The following is a 17,531-nucleotide window of genomic DNA, read 5'->3' as shown; positions in this document are numbered from 1 at the left end:
GACGTTGGTAACAGGACGGCTCGGTCTGCATTCACGGAGACTTCCGCTCCCGCTCACGTGCCGCCTCCGCATGCTGAACCAGGCGCTCAGCGCATGGCCGGCGCCGCTTCGGCAATCGAACTTGGCGAGCTGCAGAAAATCGATGAGCCTGTCCTCTAGGGTGGAGGGCTGCTCCGCGGTTCCAGTTGCCGAGCATTATAATGGTATTAGCATCGCATGGTAATGAAAATCTCGCCGAGGCCCATGTGACGACCCTCTTCAAGCAGGCTGCCCGTGGATTACCACGAGTTTCCAACCCCCGGAAGAATCAGCATCGCGCTGAGCAAGTCGGCGGATACGGCGGCCCAGTTGGCGCTGGCCTACAGCCCCGGCGTCGCCTAGCTGGGGCGCGAGATTGCGAAGAATTCCGAGAACGCCTATCGCTTCACCGGGAAGGGCAATCTGGTTGCGGTGATCAGCAACGGCACCGCGATCCTCGGCCTGGGCGACCTGGGGCCGCTGCCTGGCAAGCCGGTAATGGTGGACAAGGCGCTGCTGTTCAAGCGTTTCGCCGGCGTCAACTCGATCGACATCGAGGTCAAGGCGGAAAGCCCGCAAGCCTTCATCGATACCGTGGCGCGGACCGCCGACACCTTCGGCGGCATCAACCTGGAAGACATCAAGGCACCCGAGTGCTCCGAGATCGAGCAGGTGCTGATCGAGCAATGCGACATCCCGGTGTTCCATGACGACCAGCACGGCACGGCGATCGTGACCGCTGCCGGCCTGCTGAATGCCCTGGAGATCCAGGGCAAAACCCTGGAACACGCGAAGATCGTCTGCCTGGGCGCTGGCGCGGCTGCCACCTCCTGCATGCGCCTGCTGGTCAGCCTCGGCGCGCAGAAGCGTAACCTGTACATGGTCGATCGCATGGGAGTGATCCACAGCGGTCGGGACAGGGTCAATCCGTACAAGGCAGAGTTTGCCAACGACGGAGGCGCCCGCACCCTGCTGGAGGCCATGCAGGGCGACGATGTGTGCGTCGGGCTGTCCGGGGCCAACCTGCTGACGCCGGAGGCGCTGTTGGCCATGGTGCCCAATCCGATCGTGTTCGCCTGCTCGAACCCCGATCCGGAGATCAAGCCTGAACTGGCAAAGGCGACCCGCGACGACCTGGCCCTGGCCACCGGCCGCTCCGACTACCCGAATTAGGTCAGCAATGTCCTCGACTTCCCGTTCATCTTCCGCGGCGCGCTCAATCTCCTTGCCGCGCGGATCAACGAGGCGATGAAGATCGCTGCGTCAGTTGGCCAAGGAGGCGGCTCCGGTGGAGGTGTTGCGTGAACATCGATCGCCTGGAGTTCGGACCGGACTACATCCTGCCGAAGCCGCTGGATGCGCGACTGCTCGGTGCGGTGGCCGGAGCACTAGCCCAGGCCGCAGTGGACTCCGGAACCGCGCGACTGCCTTACCCCACCCATTACCCGCTGTGACCGACCTTGGATCGGGCTCCAGGACCGGGTCCGATTCGCCTCGTCCCACTCAATGGCACCTGCGGTGACAGGCCCGGACCCGTTAATTATAATTTGATTAACATCTAACGACTGGAATGAGCCGATACTTTATGGAAAGCAAGACCGCCCGCCTCACCGTTCTCATCGATCCGCACAAGAAGAAAGCGTTCGAAGAACTGTGCGCCGCGCAAGACTTGACGCCGTCGCAGGTGGTGCGACAACTGATCCGGGACTACCTGGAGCACCATGGCGTCACCTATGAGACCAAGAGCACGTTGGCGGCCAACGCCAAATCCTGACGCCCTGCAAGCCTCGATCGTCAGCCGGTCAACGTCCCGACTCCAGGGCTAACGAGGCGCTTGTGGCGCCTCATCTATCGCCAGCGCAGCGGCGAACTCGTCGTGGTAATGCGCCGTCCCCAGGGTCTGCAGGATGCCTGCCTTGTCGAGCTTGCTGAGCACCTTGCGATTCGCTTCGCAGAGTTTCACCACGATCTGCCGCTTGTGCAGCTGCTGAATGACCTCTTCCAGTGTCTGCAGACCCGTGATGTCCATGAACGGCACGCGCTTCAGGCGAATCACCAGCAGGCGCGGATCGGTATGAGTCTGGGCCAGGACCCGTTCGAAGGTTTCTGCTGCACCAAAGAACAGCGGCCCCTCGATCGTATAGACCAGCACCCCGGGCGGTAGGCGGAGCTGGCCATTGGCGTGCAGTTCGCTGGCCAGTTCCTCCTCGACCACCTGTTGCACCTCGACCGAGGAGGCCATGCGTCGTATGAACTGCAGCATGGCGAGGATGACGCCGATGTTCACTGCGATCACCAGGTCGCTGAACACGGTCAGGCCGAAGGTGATGAGCAGGATCGCCACGTCGGCCCGTGGCGCACGCTGCAGCATGCGTTGGAAGTGTTTCAGCTCGCTCATGTTGTAGGCGACGACGAACAGGATCGCGGCCAGGGCGCAGAGCGGAATATTCGACGCGAGGGGTGCCAGGAACAGAATAATCAGCACCAGGGTCACGGCGTGAGTCACGCCGGCCAAAGGCCCGGTGGCGCCATTGCGAATATTGGTGGCGGTTCGGGCGATGGCACCGGTGGCGGCGAACCCGCCGAACAGCGGGACGGCTAGATTGGCGATGCCCTGGCCGATCAGCTCTTGATTGGAGTCGTGCTTGGTGCCGGCCATGCCATCGGCCACCACGGCGGACAGCAGCGACTCGATGGCGCCGAGCATGGCAATGGCGAAGGCCGGGCCGATCAGTTCGATCACCCGTGACAGGGTGATGTCTGGCCAGGCGAATTCGGGCAGCCCCTGGGGAATGCCGCCGAAGGCGCTGCCGATGGTGGCTACCCCATCGAAGTGGAACAGCGACTGGACCGCCGTGGCGAACACCATCGCCACCAGGGGACCGGGTACGCGTTTCAGACCGCGCAGCCTGGGGGACGCGATGACCAGGGCAAGACTGGCCGTCGCGAGCAGGGTGGTGGCGACATGCAGGTCCGGCAGCGCCTGCAGCAGGTGCCAGAGCTTCTCGTGGAAATGCCCAGTGCCGACCTTGGGCAGACCGAAAAAGTCCTGCCACTGCCCGACCCAGATGATTACCCCGATCCCTGCGGTGAAGCCGACGATCACCGGATCGGGGATGAACTTGATGATGGCGCCGAGACGAGTGACGCCGAGGAGCAGCAAGATGGCACCGGCCATCATGGTAGCGAGCTGCAGGCCATCCACGCCGTATTGGGCGGTGACCCCCGCGAGTATCACGATGAAGGCACCGGTCGGTCCGGCAATCTGCAGACGGCTGCCGCCCAGCAGGGAAACCAGCAAGCCGCCAATGATCGCGGTGTAGATGCCTTGCTCCGGCTTGACCCCGGAGGCGATGGCGAACGCCATGGCTAGGGGCAGTGCCACAACGCCGACGACCACGCCGGACACCAAGTTGCGCACCCAGTGTTCCCGCCCGAACAACCCGGCCTTCCACGCTTCGCGTACGGCAATCATGACTGGACCCTTAATCGAAGTATGTGCATAGCATTATCATGCAGTGATAATATTAAATGCCCGGACGCCTTGGAACCAGCGGGAAGACCAGCCTAGGACGATTCAGTGCCAAGGCGCCGAGCCAGCCAGGTCGTTGAGTAGAAATGTGCGAGCGCGAACGTAGCGTGGTGACTTGAATGAAGCGAACTGATGTGAAGGCTCGGCATGCCGAAGGCGTATTTTTTGACACCCATGTGATCGTCAATCCCACCAACACCAAAGAGTGGATCGTGTTCTTCAAGAAGAACGCGGGAAGGAGCTTTTTCCTGGTCGATGACAACGAGGAGGTCGAGTCGTTTGCGCACCTGGACGACTTGATTCACGAACTGCGGGACCTAGGGATAAAGAGCGCAGAGATCCATTTTTGACCCGCAGGCAGATACAGAGGCACCGTCATGTCAGTGAGAGTCGAGCATCTGACCAGTCAGAGTGAAGAGTTATGGACGGTCCGCTTTGGTGTCCGCCGGGTGCAGTTTCGCCATGAGCGTTGCGCCAGGGATTTTGCGGCCAAGCTCAAGGAGCGGATCGAGGCGCCTCATAGCTATCCGCGAAGGGTGAGCAACGGCACGGGTTGGTCAAGCAGTTGAGCTGCACGACCAGTCGAAAGATCGACCAATTGCGCCGGCTGATCCCGACGTTCGCCTGCGTGCCCGGCTGTCACGATTGCTGTGGGCCGGTGACCGCGTCGTCCGAGGAAATGTCACGACTCCCCGTAAAAAGCGACGTCGAACATGACGCTGCTCTGGCGCAATGGAACTGCGTACACCTCGGCGCGCAAGGCTGCGAAGTGTACGAGCAGCGCCCATTGATCTGTCGCCTGTTCGGGACTACCCCGAGCTTGCCCTGTCCGCGCGATCGTGGACCGGAAACGTCGACGGAGGCGCATGTCGAACGCCAGGTACATGAGCTGATCGCCAGCACCCGCCAAGTGCTGGTGTAGTGCGATCCGCACGAGAAGCATTGGGCGGTAGAAGCCACAGCACGAACCCGCCAAGCCTGAGCCCACCAAGTCTGCGGTCGAACGCAGACCGACGTTTGTTCTAGAGGCAGTGTCCTTGCTCGCCGCTAGAACCAGCGAGGACAAGGTCACCTCAAGCGCCCCCGGCAATACCTAAAACGAACTGATCCAGCATTCTCGTCCAGCGCATACGGCCACCCGGGCCTGCTCGACATGATCAAAACCTACGACCTGCTGCAGCTTGTCCAAGAGAACGGTGGGAACTGGAGCGTGAGCCTGGCCGCACGCGGAGAAGCCGTGCCCGAAGCGATCAATTGATCTCATCTTGCAAAAAAGGGGGCCAGGCCCCCTTGGCTCAGATAAGCCCATGCTGCGCGAAGGAGACTGACCGGCTTCCGGCGATGATGATGTGATCCAGCGTCCGCACGTCCACCGGTGAATACCGCTCGTTGGAGCGACAGCGGCGAGCTCGACGCTCTGCTCTGTACTTCCGTGGATGCCCACACCTAGCCACTCGCTTCAATGCAAGCTCGGAGATCAAGCAACAGCTGATGTACCGACACTCACGCTATTGGGCATACTCGATTGGCGGTATCGCCACCTCGTTCATCGTCAGCCACAACGAGTTGGAATTCTCCAGAGAGGCAGACAGCCAGTTTTACCTCTATCGGGTGTTCCAGCTCAGTAGTGACCCGAGACTCTTTATCCTGCGTGGCGATCTGTCGAACCAGCTTTATCTGACGCCTTTGGATTTCAGGGCAAGCTTTCGCGAGAATTTTAGGTAGTACAAGTCAGTTGGTTTGGGAGCGCTCCTCAGCGGAGGGACTTTTGCGGGAAACCGTCAAAAGCCGTCGAGTAGCGTAGGACATCGGTTGCAGCGAGCGCCCTAGATGATGCTTGTAAAATCAGTGACTTACTAGGTCGACCACTGGCATGGGGTGCAAGGGGTCGAGTGTTCGAATCACTCCGTCCCGACCATATTCAGAGAAAGGCCGGTTCAGAAATGAACCGGCCTTTTTCGTTTCCGGAACTTTTGCAAAAGTCCTTTCGAATCTCTTCTCTACAATCGCTGTCGCATTTCGTTGTCGATGGCTGTTCGCCGTATAAATAACCTTTCCTAGCCTCGTCGCTGAGTAGCGGCTGGTAATGCAGCTGTGCTCAATTTCGCGGGATTGGGTCTACGGTCGATCACCTCGCGGCCGTAGCGCGCCACCACATGGAACAGGTCGTACACCACTTCGGCCTGCGGGCAGTGCTGCTGCACTTCCAGGTCGAAAGCGGTGTTCATGTCCATCGCCACCGCCTCGATCTGCTGGCAGCGCGCGCCGAGTAACTCGAAGAACGGGCGAATGGCCTCGCGGCTATTGCCGTGGCCGACCCACAGCACGCGCGTGCGCTCGGCATCCATGATCACCGTGGCGTAGCGATGGCCCTTGTGCAGGGCAAACTCGTCCATCACCAGGCGGCGGACGTCGCCCGGCTCGAAGGTCCCGACTTCGGCTTCCAGGCGGCGTTTGTCGAGCGTCTTGAGGGTGTGCCAGTGCAGGCCGGTGAGGCGGCTGACGTGGCTGATCGGCAAGAGCTGCAAGAGGCTTTCGAGCCAGACCTGCAAGCGTCGAGTCAGCCGTGAGGCCGGCTCCAGCCAGTCGATCCGCTCGGTCACCCGCCCACAACCCAGGCAGTCGACGCGGCGCACGGGCAGTTGGAGCAGGACGCGCTGATCCAGCAGGTCACGGTCGCGCACCTGGCGGATACGCCGCTCGTGGATCAACGGGCTGGGCTGCAGGCTGCGCCCACATCGGGGCACTCGGTCGACCTGGGGCTCCAGTTCAATCAGCAGGGTGTGTTCAGCAGCGGGACGACAGGCGACGACCTCGTAGCCTGGCCAGAAAGCGGCAAGATCAATAGGATGCATGGCGACAGCAGGGCGTGGGGGTTGGTGTGTTTGGCGACTGCCAATTTACCCGCTTCCCTGACTGTCAACTCGCTCTTCCCCCAGACTCCGCGAAGAACCAAAGAATTGGGATGCTCAGGCACGCAAGTTGAACGTGCTGGCTGACGCCTATAACTTCCCCGCCTTCCAAACCAGCAGCGCCCTGGCATGAACCACAATCTTGCCTGCGGGCACCACTCGGCTCTTGTGCGTTGGGCTATCCGCCACCAGTTCCAGCTTGTCGGTTCCGGCAAGCTGCAGGCGCCTAATGAGCAGATAGCCCGCCCAGGCGATTAGATAGACGCCATCGCCCGCGTACTGATTGATGCCGCGATCGATCAGCACGAAGTCCTTGTCGTGGATGGTGCTGGCCATCGACTGGTCCCATGCGGTGATGATGGAGAGATTGGTGGGGTCGCTGTACTTGATGCCCAGTCCGTCGAGTTGTCGGATGCCGACAGTGAGGTCGCTCACCAGGTCGACATAGTCGGTCGGCATCTCCTCCTTGACCATGCTGGCCAGTTCGTATTTCTGGATCAGGATTTCGCCATCCTTCAGGTAGGCGGCTCGGCGGGCTTCCTTCGCCTGGCCCGCGAGGCTGGCCTGGTAACTCGAGTTTGTTTCGACCTCGATACCGTCGACCAGAGCCGACACTGACACATCCAGTGCAGCAGCGATCAGGCTGAGCCGTTTGGGACGCGGGGTGTTCCTGTCGGCCTCCCAGGCCTGAACGGATTGCGGTTTGACTCCCACCAATCTGCTCAGTGCGGATTGGTTGATTCCTTTCCTTTCGCGTGCCGCGGCAATGCGGGATCCGATCGTTTTCATGGCGCCAACCATACAACCGATGGTTGTAATGATCATTGCAATTTTACGTAGTAATATTTTGCCCGGTCTTGTATCTTTGGGTTGTCATCCAGGGATGGAGGTGATCCGTGAAAGAGAACTCCGCTCAACGCGCGGCTGATGCTGCCGGTAGCCAGTCGGCTCTCGCGAGGTTGATCGGCTGTACGCCGCAGGCCGTCCAGAGGATGTGTGCGACGGGCCATGTCCCCGCCGAGCGGGTCCTGCAAATTGAGGAGGCGGTTGGTGCGCGGGTGACGAGGCATGAGCTACGGCCGGATCTGTATCCCCGTGAGCCGGACCCGCCCAGGGATTGAGGTTTCCACTCATGCCCCGACAACTCACCCAATGGACACGCGACGTTGCCGATCTCCTCGCGCAACCTCCCGGCCACCCGCAATTGCAGGCACTGGCCGACTGGCTACAGCGCCTGGCCTTCACTGATCACATCGCACTGTTCATCTATGAAGGGCGTCATCCGCCGCTAGCGCTGTTCGACACGATCCCGCCGAACCTGCGGCATCTCTTCGTCGGCGAATACCGGGCCGGGCCGTACCTGCTGGACCCGTTCTACCTCGCTTGTGTATTCGGTCAGTCCGATGGGCTTTACAGCATGCGACGGCTGGCTCCAGAGCGCTTCTACACCACGTCTTACTACTGCAGCTATTACCGCTACTTGGAATTGAGCGAGCAGCTCGGTTTCATCATCAGCCTGGGTGGGCAGAGCAAGGCAGTGCTATCGCTGATGCGGGTGCGGGGCAGCGCGGCATTTAGTGAAGGGGAGATGCAGCTGTTGCGCAGCGCGGCGCCGGTAGTGGACCAGGTCGTGCGTGCGGCTTGGGAGGTGCATCGGCAGCAGCGCCCGCAGACTGCTTCTGGTCTGGACAACAAGGTGAATGAGGCATTCGAGCAGTTCGGCCGTGGTGTGTTGACTGTGCGGGAGTGCGAGGTGGCGCGGTTGTTGTTGGAGGGGCACTCGAATCTCTCGATTTCGCAGCAGCTGCGGATCATGCCGGGAACGGTGAAGGTGCACCGGCGGAATCTCTATGAGAAGTTGGAGATCGGTAGTCAGTCCGAGTTGTTGGCGTTGTTTGTAAGGGAGTTGAAGAGGGCTTGAGGTCGAGGCAATGCACGGTGGTGGGCGAGGGGGCAACTGCGCAGCCCTTCTGCCTACTCATTTTCCCGCGCTCTAGCGCCTCCACCACCAGTTGTTCGGGGACCTGTACGACTGAGCGAGCGCGTTGCATACCCTGAGCGCCCGTTTGAAGCAATGAACTGCATGGGCACCGCGTCGCTCAACCCCTTCTACGAATCTGCTCCATCCCCCATCGCACGGCTCGTGGTGTCGTTGCCCCGTGCTTTCTCTCCTTGCGAAATACCTGACAGCCCGACGAGTTGGCCAGTACCCCGGTCGGTATAGGCGCCCTCCGAAGGGGCGTTGATAGTCTTCGCCCATCAATTAAGTCGCGCGGGGAAACCACTATGAACGAGCCAACGCTCTACATTGGCGAGCATTGGGTGGCGCCGAGGCTCAGGCAACGGTTCTGCAGCGCTGCCCCTGTGACGGGGGAGCGCATTGTGGAGTTGGGAGCGGCCGGCGCGGAGGTCCTGGCCTTGGTCAACCATGGCAGCCATGACCTGGCAACCGCGGTGTTCTCCTCCGACCTGGAGCATGCCACCTGCATCGCCAATGGGTTGCGTGCCAGGAGGGGCTGGGTCAATTGCTCGCCCACTACCTTCATTCAGCAGCCCTAGGGGCTGGAGAGCTATCTGGAGAGCAAGCAGGTCATCCGTTGCGACAATGTCGGACGTCGGGGTTGATATTCGAGGTAGGTGCAGGCGAGCTGCTCCGATGGGCCCGTTGATAACAACAATAAAGAGGCAACTCAATGGAACGTTCCGCAATGCGCCGTGGCTTGAATGCGCGGCATATCCGCTTCATGGCCCTGGGCTCGGCCATTGGCACGGGGCTGTTTTATGGCTCGGCGGCGGCCATTCAGCGCGCTGGGCCGTCCGTGCTGCTGGCCTATCTGATAGGCGGCGCGGCGATCTACCTGGTCATGCGCGCCCTGGGCGAGATGGCAGTGCGTTCGCCGGTATCGGGCTCTTTCGGTCATTACGCCAGCCAGTACCTGGGGCGTTACGCCGGTTTCCTCACCGGGTGGACCTACGCCTTCTCGATGATGATGGTGTGTCTGGCCGACGTGACGGCATTTGGCGTCTACATGGGGCTGTGGTTCCCAGATGCGCCGCGCTGGGTCTGGGTACTGGGCATCGTGCTGACCATTTCGGCCTTGAACCTCTGCAGCGTGCGGGTGTTCGGCGAGCTGGAGTTCTGGCTGTCGCTGCTCAAGGTGTTAGCGATCGTGGCGATGATAATTGCCGGGCTGGGGGTGTTGATGTTCGGCATCCAGTTGGGCGATGGCAACGGAGGGTCGACGGGCTTTAGCAACCTCTGGGCACATGGCGGCTTCTTCCCCAACGGCATCGAGGGGATGATGGCTTCTTTCACCATCGTGATGTTCGCCTTCGGCGGCATTGAGGTGATCGGCTTCACGGCTGGCGAGGCGAAGGACCCGCAGCAGATGATTCCCAAGGCCATCAACTCGGTGCCGCTGCGCATCCTGCTGTTCTATGTGCTGACGCTGCTGGTGTTGATGGCGATCTACCCCTGGCCGCGAATCGGCAGCCAGGGCAGCCCCTTTGTGCAGATATTCAATGGCCTGGGCATCGAGTCGGCCGCCAGCATCCTCAACCTGGTGGTGATTTCGGCGGCGGTCTCCGCCATCAACAGCGACATCTTCAGCACGGGGCGCATGCTTTTCGGCATGGCCGAGAATGGGCAGGCCCCGCGCGCCTTCGCTCGCTTGTCCGCCGACGGCGTGCCCTGGATGACGGTGCTGGTGATGGGGCTGACCTTGCTGTTGGGTGTGCTGCTCAACTACCTGCTACCGGATGAGCTGTTTCTGATGTTCGCCTCGCTGGTGACCTTTTCGGTGGTGTGGGTGTGGCTGATGATCCTGCTCTCCCAGCTCGCCATGCGTCGCACTCTGCGCCGCGAGGAGGTGGCGGCCCTCGGCTTTCCGGTCCCGTTCGGGGCGTTCGGACAGTACCTGGCCATCACCTTCATGCTGTTCATCTTCGTGGTGTTGGCCGTGTTCCCCGATACCCGCACCGCGCTGTACATAGGCGCAGCCTGGCTCGCCGTTCTTTCCTGCGCCTATCGGGTGTGGGGCAGGCCGAGGCAGGTCGCGCAACTCAAGCCTGAATTGCCCTGATTGGGCGTTCTTGATCCGTGGTTACGTCCAGGAAGAGAGGAGTAGTTGCATGTCGCAGCACAACTATGAATTTGAACTCCCGCAATCACTCATCGAGGATTTCCAGCGCGATGGCGCGGTATGTATTCGGCAGTTGTTCTCGGTCAGTGAGGTGGCGTTGCTGGAGCAGGGCATCGAGCGAAACCTCGCCTCGCCCAGTGACCGGGCCAAGGTGGCCAGCAGCCCGGATGACCCCGGCTGGTTCTTCGAGGACTTTTGCAACTGGCAGGATTTTGAGGAGTACCAGCGCTTCATCTTCGAAAGCCGGGTGGGCTCGGTAGCGGCGCAGTTGATGGGGGGCGGCAGCGCTCGTCTGTATCACGACCATCTGCTGGTGAAGGAGCCAAATACCCGTCAACGCACGCCCTGGCACCAGGACCAGCCGTACTACAACGTGGAAGGCAAACAGAACTGCAGCATGTGGATGCCAGTGGACCCGGTGGCGCGAGAGTCGACGCTGGAGTTCGTTGCGGGTTCGCACCGGGGGCCCTGGCTCATGCCGCGGAGCTTCCTGGACAACCAGGCCAGGTGGTTCCCTGAGGGCAGTCTGGCGGACCTGCCGGATATAGAAGCGGATCGGAGCAACTGGAACATCCTGGGCTGGGCGCTGGAACCGGGCGATGCGGTGTTCTTCCACATGCTGACCCTGCATGCCTCTGGCGGCGTCGGTGGTCAGCGGCGCCGGCGGGCGTTCTCTCTGCGCTTTCTCGGTGAGGACATGCGTCACGCGCCTCGGGCCTGGAAGACTTCGCCGGAGTTTCCGGGCCTGATTGACCAGTTACCGTATGGGGCTCCAATGGAGCATCCACTGTTCCCAGTGCTCTGGCCCAGAGAGAATGCCGGGAAGTGATCCGCACAAGGCCCATTGTGCAAAGGGGCTGGGGCCTCCTGGCCCTTTCCAATGACCTTGTCGTTTCCCGCAGTCGGCGTATGGTGAAAGGCACACTCCCAGGGAGGTATTGCTATGTTCGAGGTAATGCGAAATGGCGAAAACCGCGTTGACGTCAACTTTGCCGGAAAGCTGGACAGCAATGAAATGCGAACCGGGTTAGCTCAGTTGGCGCAACAGTCCGAAGGAATCGCCCATGGCCGAATGCTGTATCGGATAGGTGAGTTCCAGATGCCTACCCTTGGGGCCATGGCCGTTGAGGTCTCGCAGATCCCGCAGCTGTTCAAGGTCGTCCGCCGCTTCGATCGCATGGCGGTGGTAGCGGACAAGGGGTGGGTGCGGAAGATCAGCGAGGCAGAGGGTGCGTTGATTCCAGGGCTGACCATCAAGGCGTTTGGCTCGCAGCAGGCTGCTGAAGCGGAGGTCTGGTTGCAGCGCTGACGCTTTCCGATTCTCGTGTCTAACGCGCCGCCTTCGGGCGGCGCCTTTATATAGAAGAGGGGACAGGAAGAAGTGGAAGCCGCTGGTGCTCAGCCGGGATGACCGAAAAGTTTCAAATAAGTGTTGACGGCAGATTCTGCATCCCTATAATGCGCACCTCTTCCGGCACAGTTGCCAAGCAAAACTCCTTGTAAATCAATGAGTTGAATGATTGGTGAGGGTGGCGGGAGGTTCCGCTTCGCAAGATTCGCCGCAGGCGAATGAAGTGGGAACGGAGGCGTTGACAGCGGGTTTGAACGCTGTAGAATGCGCCTCCCGCTGACGAGAAGAGTGATTCGGATCGGCAGCGCAAGCGGTTGAGTAGAAAAGAAATTTTCGAAAAACAGCTTGACAGGAAGAAGGGCTGCGGTAGAATGCGCGGCCTCGGTTGAGACGAAAGACTTGATCGAAACGCTCTTTAACAACTGAATCAAGCAATTCGTGTGGGTGCTTGTGAGGTAAGCCTGATAGTCAACTGATTATCAGCATCACAAGTAACACTCGTGAATTCGAGAGTTTATTTGCGATTGCTGAGCCAAGTTTAGGGTTTTCTCAAAACCCAAGCAGTATTGAACTGAAGAGTTTGATCATGGCTCAGATTGAACGCTGGCGGCAGGCCTAACACATGCAAGTCGAGCGGCAGCGGGTCCTTCGGGATGCCGGCGAGCGGCGGACGGGTGAGTAATGCCTAGGAATCTGCCTGGTAGTGGGGGATAACGTTCGGAAACGGACGCTAATACCGCATACGTCCTACGGGAGAAAGTGGGGGATCTTCGGACCTCACGCTATCAGATGAGCCTAGGTCGGATTAGCTAGTTGGTGGGGTAATGGCTCACCAAGGCGACGATCCGTAACTGGTCTGAGAGGATGATCAGTCACACTGGAACTGAGACACGGTCCAGACTCCTACGGGAGGCAGCAGTGGGGAATATTGGACAATGGGCGAAAGCCTGATCCAGCCATGCCGCGTGTGTGAAGAAGGTCTTCGGATTGTAAAGCACTTTAAGTTGGGAGGAAGGGCAGTCAGTTAATACCTGGTTGTTTTGACGTTACCAACAGAATAAGCACCGGCTAACTTCGTGCCAGCAGCCGCGGTAATACGAAGGGTGCAAGCGTTAATCGGAATTACTGGGCGTAAAGCGCGCGTAGGTGGTTCAGCAAGTTGGAGGTGAAATCCCCGGGCTCAACCTGGGAACTGCCTCCAAAACTACTGAGCTAGAGTACGGTAGAGGGTAGTGGAATTTCCTGTGTAGCGGTGAAATGCGTAGATATAGGAAGGAACACCAGTGGCGAAGGCGACTACCTGGACTGATACTGACACTGAGGTGCGAAAGCGTGGGGAGCAAACAGGATTAGATACCCTGGTAGTCCACGCCGTAAACGATGTCGACTAGCCGTTGGGATCCTTGAGATCTTAGTGGCGCAGCTAACGCGATAAGTCGACCGCCTGGGGAGTACGGCCGCAAGGTTAAAACTCAAATGAATTGACGGGGGCCCGCACAAGCGGTGGAGCATGTGGTTTAATTCGAAGCAACGCGAAGAACCTTACCTGGCCTTGACATGCTGAGAACTTTCCAGAGATGGATTGGTGCCTTCGGGAACTCAGACACAGGTGCTGCATGGCTGTCGTCAGCTCGTGTCGTGAGATGTTGGGTTAAGTCCCGTAACGAGCGCAACCCTTGTCCTTAGTTACCAGCACGTTATGGTGGGCACTCTAAGGAGACTGCCGGTGACAAACCGGAGGAAGGTGGGGATGACGTCAAGTCATCATGGCCCTTACGGCCAGGGCTACACACGTGCTACAATGGTCGGTACAAAGGGTTGCCAAGCCGCGAGGTGGAGCTAATCCCATAAAACCGATCGTAGTCCGGATCGCAGTCTGCAACTCGACTGCGTGAAGTCGGAATCGCTAGTAATCGTGAATCAGAATGTCACGGTGAATACGTTCCCGGGCCTTGTACACACCGCCCGTCACACCATGGGAGTGGGTTGCTCCAGAAGTAGCTAGTCTAACCGCAAGGGGGACGGTTACCACGGAGTGATTCATGACTGGGGTGAAGTCGTAACAAGGTAGCCGTAGGGGAACCTGCGGCTGGATCACCTCCTTAATCGAAGACATCAGCTTCTTCATAAGTTCCCACACGAATTGCTTGATTCAATTGCGAAGGCGATTGGGTCTGTAGCTCAGTTGGTTAGAGCGCACCCCTGATAAGGGTGAGGTCGGCAGTTCGAATCTGCCCAGACCCACCAATTGTCGCGGGGTCGACTGACCGCTGGACATTGGGGCCATAGCTCAGCTGGGAGAGCGCCTGCTTTGCACGCAGGAGGTCAGGAGTTCGATCCTCCTTGGCTCCACCATCTCCAGGCTGACCAAGAGCTCAGAATTGAATATCCGTTGTGGGATATTGAATTCTGGACTTTGTTTCAGAATCGTTCTTTAAAAATTCGGGTATGTGATAGAAGTGACTTGTTGAGTGTTTCACTGCACTCAATGATTCAAGGTAAAATTTGCGAGTTCAAGCGCGAATTTTCGGCGAATGTCGTCTTCACCGCCATGCTCACAGGCAGATTGCTTGGGGTTATATGGTCAAGTGAAGAAGCGCATACGGTGGATGCCTTGGCAGTCAGAGGCGATGAAAGACGTGGTAGCCTGCGATAAGCTTCGGGGAGTCGGCAAACAGACTTTGATCCGGAGATCTCTGAATGGGGGAACCCACCTAGGATAACCTAGGTATCTTGTACTGAATCCATAGGTGCAAGAGGCGAACCAGGGGAACTGAAACATCTAAGTACCCTGAGGAATAGAAATCAACCGAGATTCCCTTAGTAGTGGCGAGCGAACGGGGATTAGCCCTTAAGCTTCTTGGATTTTAGCGGAACGCTCTGGAAAGTGCGGCCATAGTGGGTGATAGCCCCGTACGCGAAAGGGTCCAGGAAGTGAAATCGAGTAGGACGGAGCACGTGAAACTTTGTCTGAATATGGGGGGACCATCCTCCAAGGCTAAATACTACTGACTGACCGATAGTGAACCAGTACCGTGAGGGAAAGGCGAAAAGAACCCCGGAGAGGGGAGTGAAATAGAACCTGAAACCGTATGCGTACAAGCAGTGGGAGCCTACATTGTTAGGTGACTGCGTACCTTTTGTATAATGGGTCAGCGACTTATATTCAGTGGCGAGCTTAACCGAATAGGGGAGGCGTAGCGAAAGCGAGTCTTAATAGGGCGTTTAGTCGCTGGGTATAGACCCGAAACCGGGCGATCTATCCATGGGCAGGTTGAAGGTTAGGTAACACTGACTGGAGGACCGAACCGACTACCGTTGAAAAGTTAGCGGATGACCTGTGGATCGGAGTGAAAGGCTAATCAAGCTCGGAGATAGCTGGTTCTCCTCGAAAGCTATTTAGGTAGCGCCTCACGTATCACTCCAGGGGGTAGAGCACTGTTTCGGCTAGGGGGTCATCCCGACTTACCAAACCGATGCAAACTCCGAATACCTGGAAGTGTCAGCGTGGGAGACACACGGCGGGTGCTAACGTCCGTCGTGAAAAGGGAAACAACCCAGACCGTCAGCTAAGGTCCCAAAGTTCTAGTTAAGTGGGAAACGATGTGGGAAGGCTTAGACAGCTAGGAGGTTGGCTTAGAAGCAGCCACCCTTTAAAGAAAGCGTAATAGCTCACTAGTCGAGTCGGCCTGCGCGGAAGATGTAACGGGGCTCAAACTAGACACCGAAGCTACGGGTTCGTCGTAAGACGAGCGGTAGAGGAGCGTTCTGTAAGCCTGTGAAGGTGAGTTGAGAAGCTTGCTGGAGGTATCAGAAGTGCGAATGCTGACATGAGTAACGACAATGCGAGTGAAAAACTCGCACGCCGAAAGACCAAGGGTTCCTGCGCAACGTTAATCGACGCAGGGTGAGTCGGCCCCTAAGGCGAGGCAGAAATGCGTAGTCGATGGGAAGCGGGTTAATATTCCCGCACTTCTAGTTACTGCGATGGAGGGACGGAGAAGGCTAGGCCAGCTTGGCGTTGGTTGTCCAAGTTTAAGGTGGTAGGCCGAACACTTAGGCAAATCCGGGTGTTCAAGGCCGAGAGCTGATGACGAGTGTTCTTTTAGAACACGAAGTGGTTGATGCCATGCTTCCAGGAAAAGCTTCTAAGCTTCAGGTAACTAGGAACCGTACCCCAAACCGACACAGGTGGTTGGGTAGAGAATACCAAGGCGCTTGAGAGAACTCGGGTGAAGGAACTAGGCAAAATGGCACCGTAACTTCGGGAGAAGGTGCGCCGGTGAGGGTGAAGCATTTACTGCGTAAGCCCATGCCGGTCGAAGATACCAGGCCGCTGCGACTGTTTATTAAAAACACAGCACTCTGCAAACACGAAAGTGGACGTATAGGGTGTGACGCCTGCCCGGTGCCGGAAGGTTAATTGATGGGGTTAGCGCAAGCGAAGCTCTTGATCGAAGCCCCGGTAAACGGCGGCCGTAACTATAACGGTCCTAAGGTAGCGAAATTCCTTGTCGGGTAAGTTCCGACCTGCACGAATGGCGTAACGATGGCGGCGCTGTCTCCACCCGAGACTCAGTGAAATTGAAATCGCTGTGAAGATGCAGTGTATCCGCGGCTAGACGGAAAGACCCCGTGAACCTTTACTGTAGCTTTGCACTGGACTTTGAGCCTGCTTGTGTAGGATAGGTGGGAGGCTGTGAAGCGAGGACGCCAGTTCTCGTGGAGCCATCCTTGAAATACCACCCTGGCATGCTTGAGGTTCTAACTCTGGTCCGTCATCCGGATCGAGGACAGTGTATGGTGGGCAGTTTGACTGGGGCGGTCTCCTCCTAAAGAGTAACGGAGGAGTACGAAGGTGCGCTCAGACCGGTCGGAAATCGGTCGTAGAGTATAAAGGCAAAAGCGCGCTTGACTGCGAGACAGACACGTCGAGCAGGTACGAAAGTAGGTCTTAGTGATCCGGTGGTTCTGTATGGAAGGGCCATCGCTCAACGGATAAAAGGTACTCCGGGGATAACAGGCTGATACCGCCCAAGAGTTCATATCGACGGCGGTGTTTGGCACCTCGATGTCGGCTCATCACATCCTGGGGCTGAAGCCGGTCCCAAGGGTATGGCTGTTCGCCATTTAAAGTGGTACGCGAGCTGGGTTTAGAACGTCGTGAGACAGTTCGGTCCCTATCTGCCGTGGACGTTTGAGATTTGAGAGGGGCTGCTCCTAGTACGAGAGGACCGGAGTGGACGAACCTCTGGTGTTCCGGTTGTCACGCCAGTGGCATTGCCGGGTAGCTATGTTCGGAAGAGATAACCGCTGAAAGCATCTAAGCGGGAAACTCGCCTCAAGATGAGATCTCACTGGGATCTTGAATCCCCTGAAGGGCCGTCGAAGACTACGACGTTGATAGGTGGGGTGTGTAAGCGCTGTGAGGCGTTGAGCTAACCCATACTAATTGCCCGTGAGGCTTGACCATATAACACCCAAACAATCTGGTGATTGTGGGTGCGATGGGTGAAGTCGACAGACCGAAAATTGGCCTGAACCGCAAAACCAGACTGTCACATACCTGATTCGGG

At 58.4% G+C, this 17,531-nt stretch carries 12 protein-coding genes, 2 tRNA genes, 2 rRNA genes and 3 pseudogenes; 16 read left to right on the top strand and 3 right to left on the bottom strand.

What is annotated here, in order from left to right; genetic code table 11:
• Positions 1 to 245: 245 nt before the first annotated feature.
• A pseudogene (locus THL1_RS16890) lies at positions 246 to 1,472 on the top strand (malic enzyme-like NAD(P)-binding protein).
• A 131-nt stretch (positions 1,473 to 1,603) separates the two neighbouring features.
• Positions 1,604 to 1,792 carry a ribbon-helix-helix protein, CopG family gene (locus THL1_RS16885; RefSeq protein ID WP_069084311.1) on the top strand — a complete coding sequence of 63 codons (189 nt, stop codon included), beginning with the start codon at positions 1,604 to 1,606 and terminating at the stop codon, positions 1,790 to 1,792.
• A gap of 48 nt (positions 1,793 to 1,840) precedes the next feature.
• On the opposite strand, the gene THL1_RS16880 is transcribed toward THL1_RS16885, so the two are convergent.
• Positions 1,841 to 3,493, bottom strand: coding sequence for a SulP family inorganic anion transporter (locus THL1_RS16880; protein ID WP_069084310.1), 1,653 nt, complete (start codon positions 3,491 to 3,493; stop codon positions 1,841 to 1,843).
• Positions 3,494 to 3,669: 176 nt separating this feature from the next.
• Here THL1_RS16880 and THL1_RS16875 point away from each other — a divergent pair, with 176 nt between their 5' ends.
• The 4 genes and pseudogenes from THL1_RS16875 (at position 3,670) to THL1_RS16865 (ending at position 5,275) form a co-directional block, all read left to right on the top strand.
• A complete protein-coding gene (locus THL1_RS16875; protein WP_069084309.1) occupies positions 3,670 to 3,900 on the top strand; it encodes a hypothetical protein in 231 nt (76 codons plus the stop codon).
• Between the two features lie 215 nt (positions 3,901 to 4,115).
• Complete coding sequence (locus THL1_RS29055; RefSeq protein WP_083246064.1) at positions 4,116 to 4,472, top strand: YkgJ family cysteine cluster protein; 357 nt, start codon at positions 4,116 to 4,118, stop codon at positions 4,470 to 4,472.
• Between the two features lie 37 nt (positions 4,473 to 4,509).
• Positions 4,510 to 4,808, top strand: a pseudogene (locus THL1_RS29750) (OST-HTH/LOTUS domain-containing protein); the annotation flags it as partial.
• Between the two features lie 233 nt (positions 4,809 to 5,041).
• Positions 5,042 to 5,275: a protein NO VEIN domain-containing protein gene (locus tag THL1_RS16865; protein WP_069084307.1), complete on the top strand. Its 234-nt coding sequence runs from the start codon at positions 5,042 to 5,044 to the stop codon at positions 5,273 to 5,275.
• Between the two features lie 395 nt (positions 5,276 to 5,670).
• Here the strand turns inward: THL1_RS16865 and THL1_RS16860 are convergent.
• Together THL1_RS16860 and THL1_RS16855 are read right to left on the bottom strand one after the other, a co-directional pair.
• Positions 5,671 to 6,405, bottom strand: a pseudogene (locus THL1_RS16860) (ISL3 family transposase); the annotation flags it as partial.
• A gap of 147 nt (positions 6,406 to 6,552) precedes the next feature.
• Positions 6,553 to 7,251, bottom strand: a complete 699-nt coding sequence (locus THL1_RS16855) for an XRE family transcriptional regulator (RefSeq protein ID WP_161490978.1) — start codon at positions 7,249 to 7,251, stop codon at positions 6,553 to 6,555.
• A 107-nt stretch (positions 7,252 to 7,358) separates the two neighbouring features.
• Between THL1_RS16855 and THL1_RS16850 the strand changes: the two genes are divergently transcribed.
• The 10 genes from THL1_RS16850 to THL1_RS16805 all read left to right on the top strand — a co-directional run bounded on the left by THL1_RS16850 (position 7,359) and on the right by THL1_RS16805 (position 17,428).
• The gene (locus THL1_RS16850; RefSeq protein WP_069084305.1) at positions 7,359 to 7,583 is read left to right on the top strand and encodes a transcriptional regulator; all 225 of its coding nucleotides are present in this window, start codon (positions 7,359 to 7,361) and stop codon (positions 7,581 to 7,583) included.
• A gap of 11 nt (positions 7,584 to 7,594) precedes the next feature.
• Complete coding sequence (locus tag THL1_RS16845; protein ID WP_069084304.1) at positions 7,595 to 8,383, top strand: response regulator transcription factor; 789 nt, start codon at positions 7,595 to 7,597, stop codon at positions 8,381 to 8,383.
• A 365-nt stretch (positions 8,384 to 8,748) separates the two neighbouring features.
• Positions 8,749 to 9,021, top strand: coding sequence for a hypothetical protein (locus tag THL1_RS16840; protein WP_069084303.1), 273 nt, complete (start codon positions 8,749 to 8,751; stop codon positions 9,019 to 9,021).
• Positions 9,022 to 9,155: 134 nt separating this feature from the next.
• Positions 9,156 to 10,544, top strand: a complete 1,389-nt coding sequence (locus THL1_RS16835) for an amino acid permease (RefSeq protein ID WP_069084302.1) — start codon at positions 9,156 to 9,158, stop codon at positions 10,542 to 10,544.
• A gap of 49 nt (positions 10,545 to 10,593) precedes the next feature.
• Entirely contained in the window at positions 10,594 to 11,433 is an 840-nt protein-coding gene (locus THL1_RS16830; RefSeq protein WP_069084301.1) for a phytanoyl-CoA dioxygenase family protein, read from the top strand.
• A gap of 114 nt (positions 11,434 to 11,547) precedes the next feature.
• Complete coding sequence (locus THL1_RS16825; RefSeq protein WP_069084300.1) at positions 11,548 to 11,913, top strand: STAS/SEC14 domain-containing protein; 366 nt, start codon at positions 11,548 to 11,550, stop codon at positions 11,911 to 11,913.
• 610 nt (positions 11,914 to 12,523) lie between these two features.
• Positions 12,524 to 14,060, top strand: a 16S ribosomal RNA gene (locus tag THL1_RS16820).
• A gap of 65 nt (positions 14,061 to 14,125) precedes the next feature.
• Positions 14,126 to 14,202: transfer RNA gene (locus THL1_RS16815), tRNA-Ile, on the top strand.
• Positions 14,203 to 14,234: 32 nt separating this feature from the next.
• Positions 14,235 to 14,310, top strand: a tRNA-Ala gene (locus THL1_RS16810).
• A 227-nt stretch (positions 14,311 to 14,537) separates the two neighbouring features.
• Positions 14,538 to 17,428, top strand: a 23S ribosomal RNA gene (locus THL1_RS16805).
• Together the 16S and 23S rRNA genes with 2 tRNA genes alongside form the textbook arrangement of a ribosomal RNA operon.
• Positions 17,429 to 17,531 lie beyond the last annotated feature (103 nt).

Source organism: Pseudomonas sp. TCU-HL1, from assembly GCF_001708505.1.
Taxonomy (GTDB): domain Bacteria; phylum Pseudomonadota; class Gammaproteobacteria; order Pseudomonadales; family Pseudomonadaceae; genus Metapseudomonas.
This window is presented reverse-complemented; position numbering and strand designations above follow the sequence as displayed.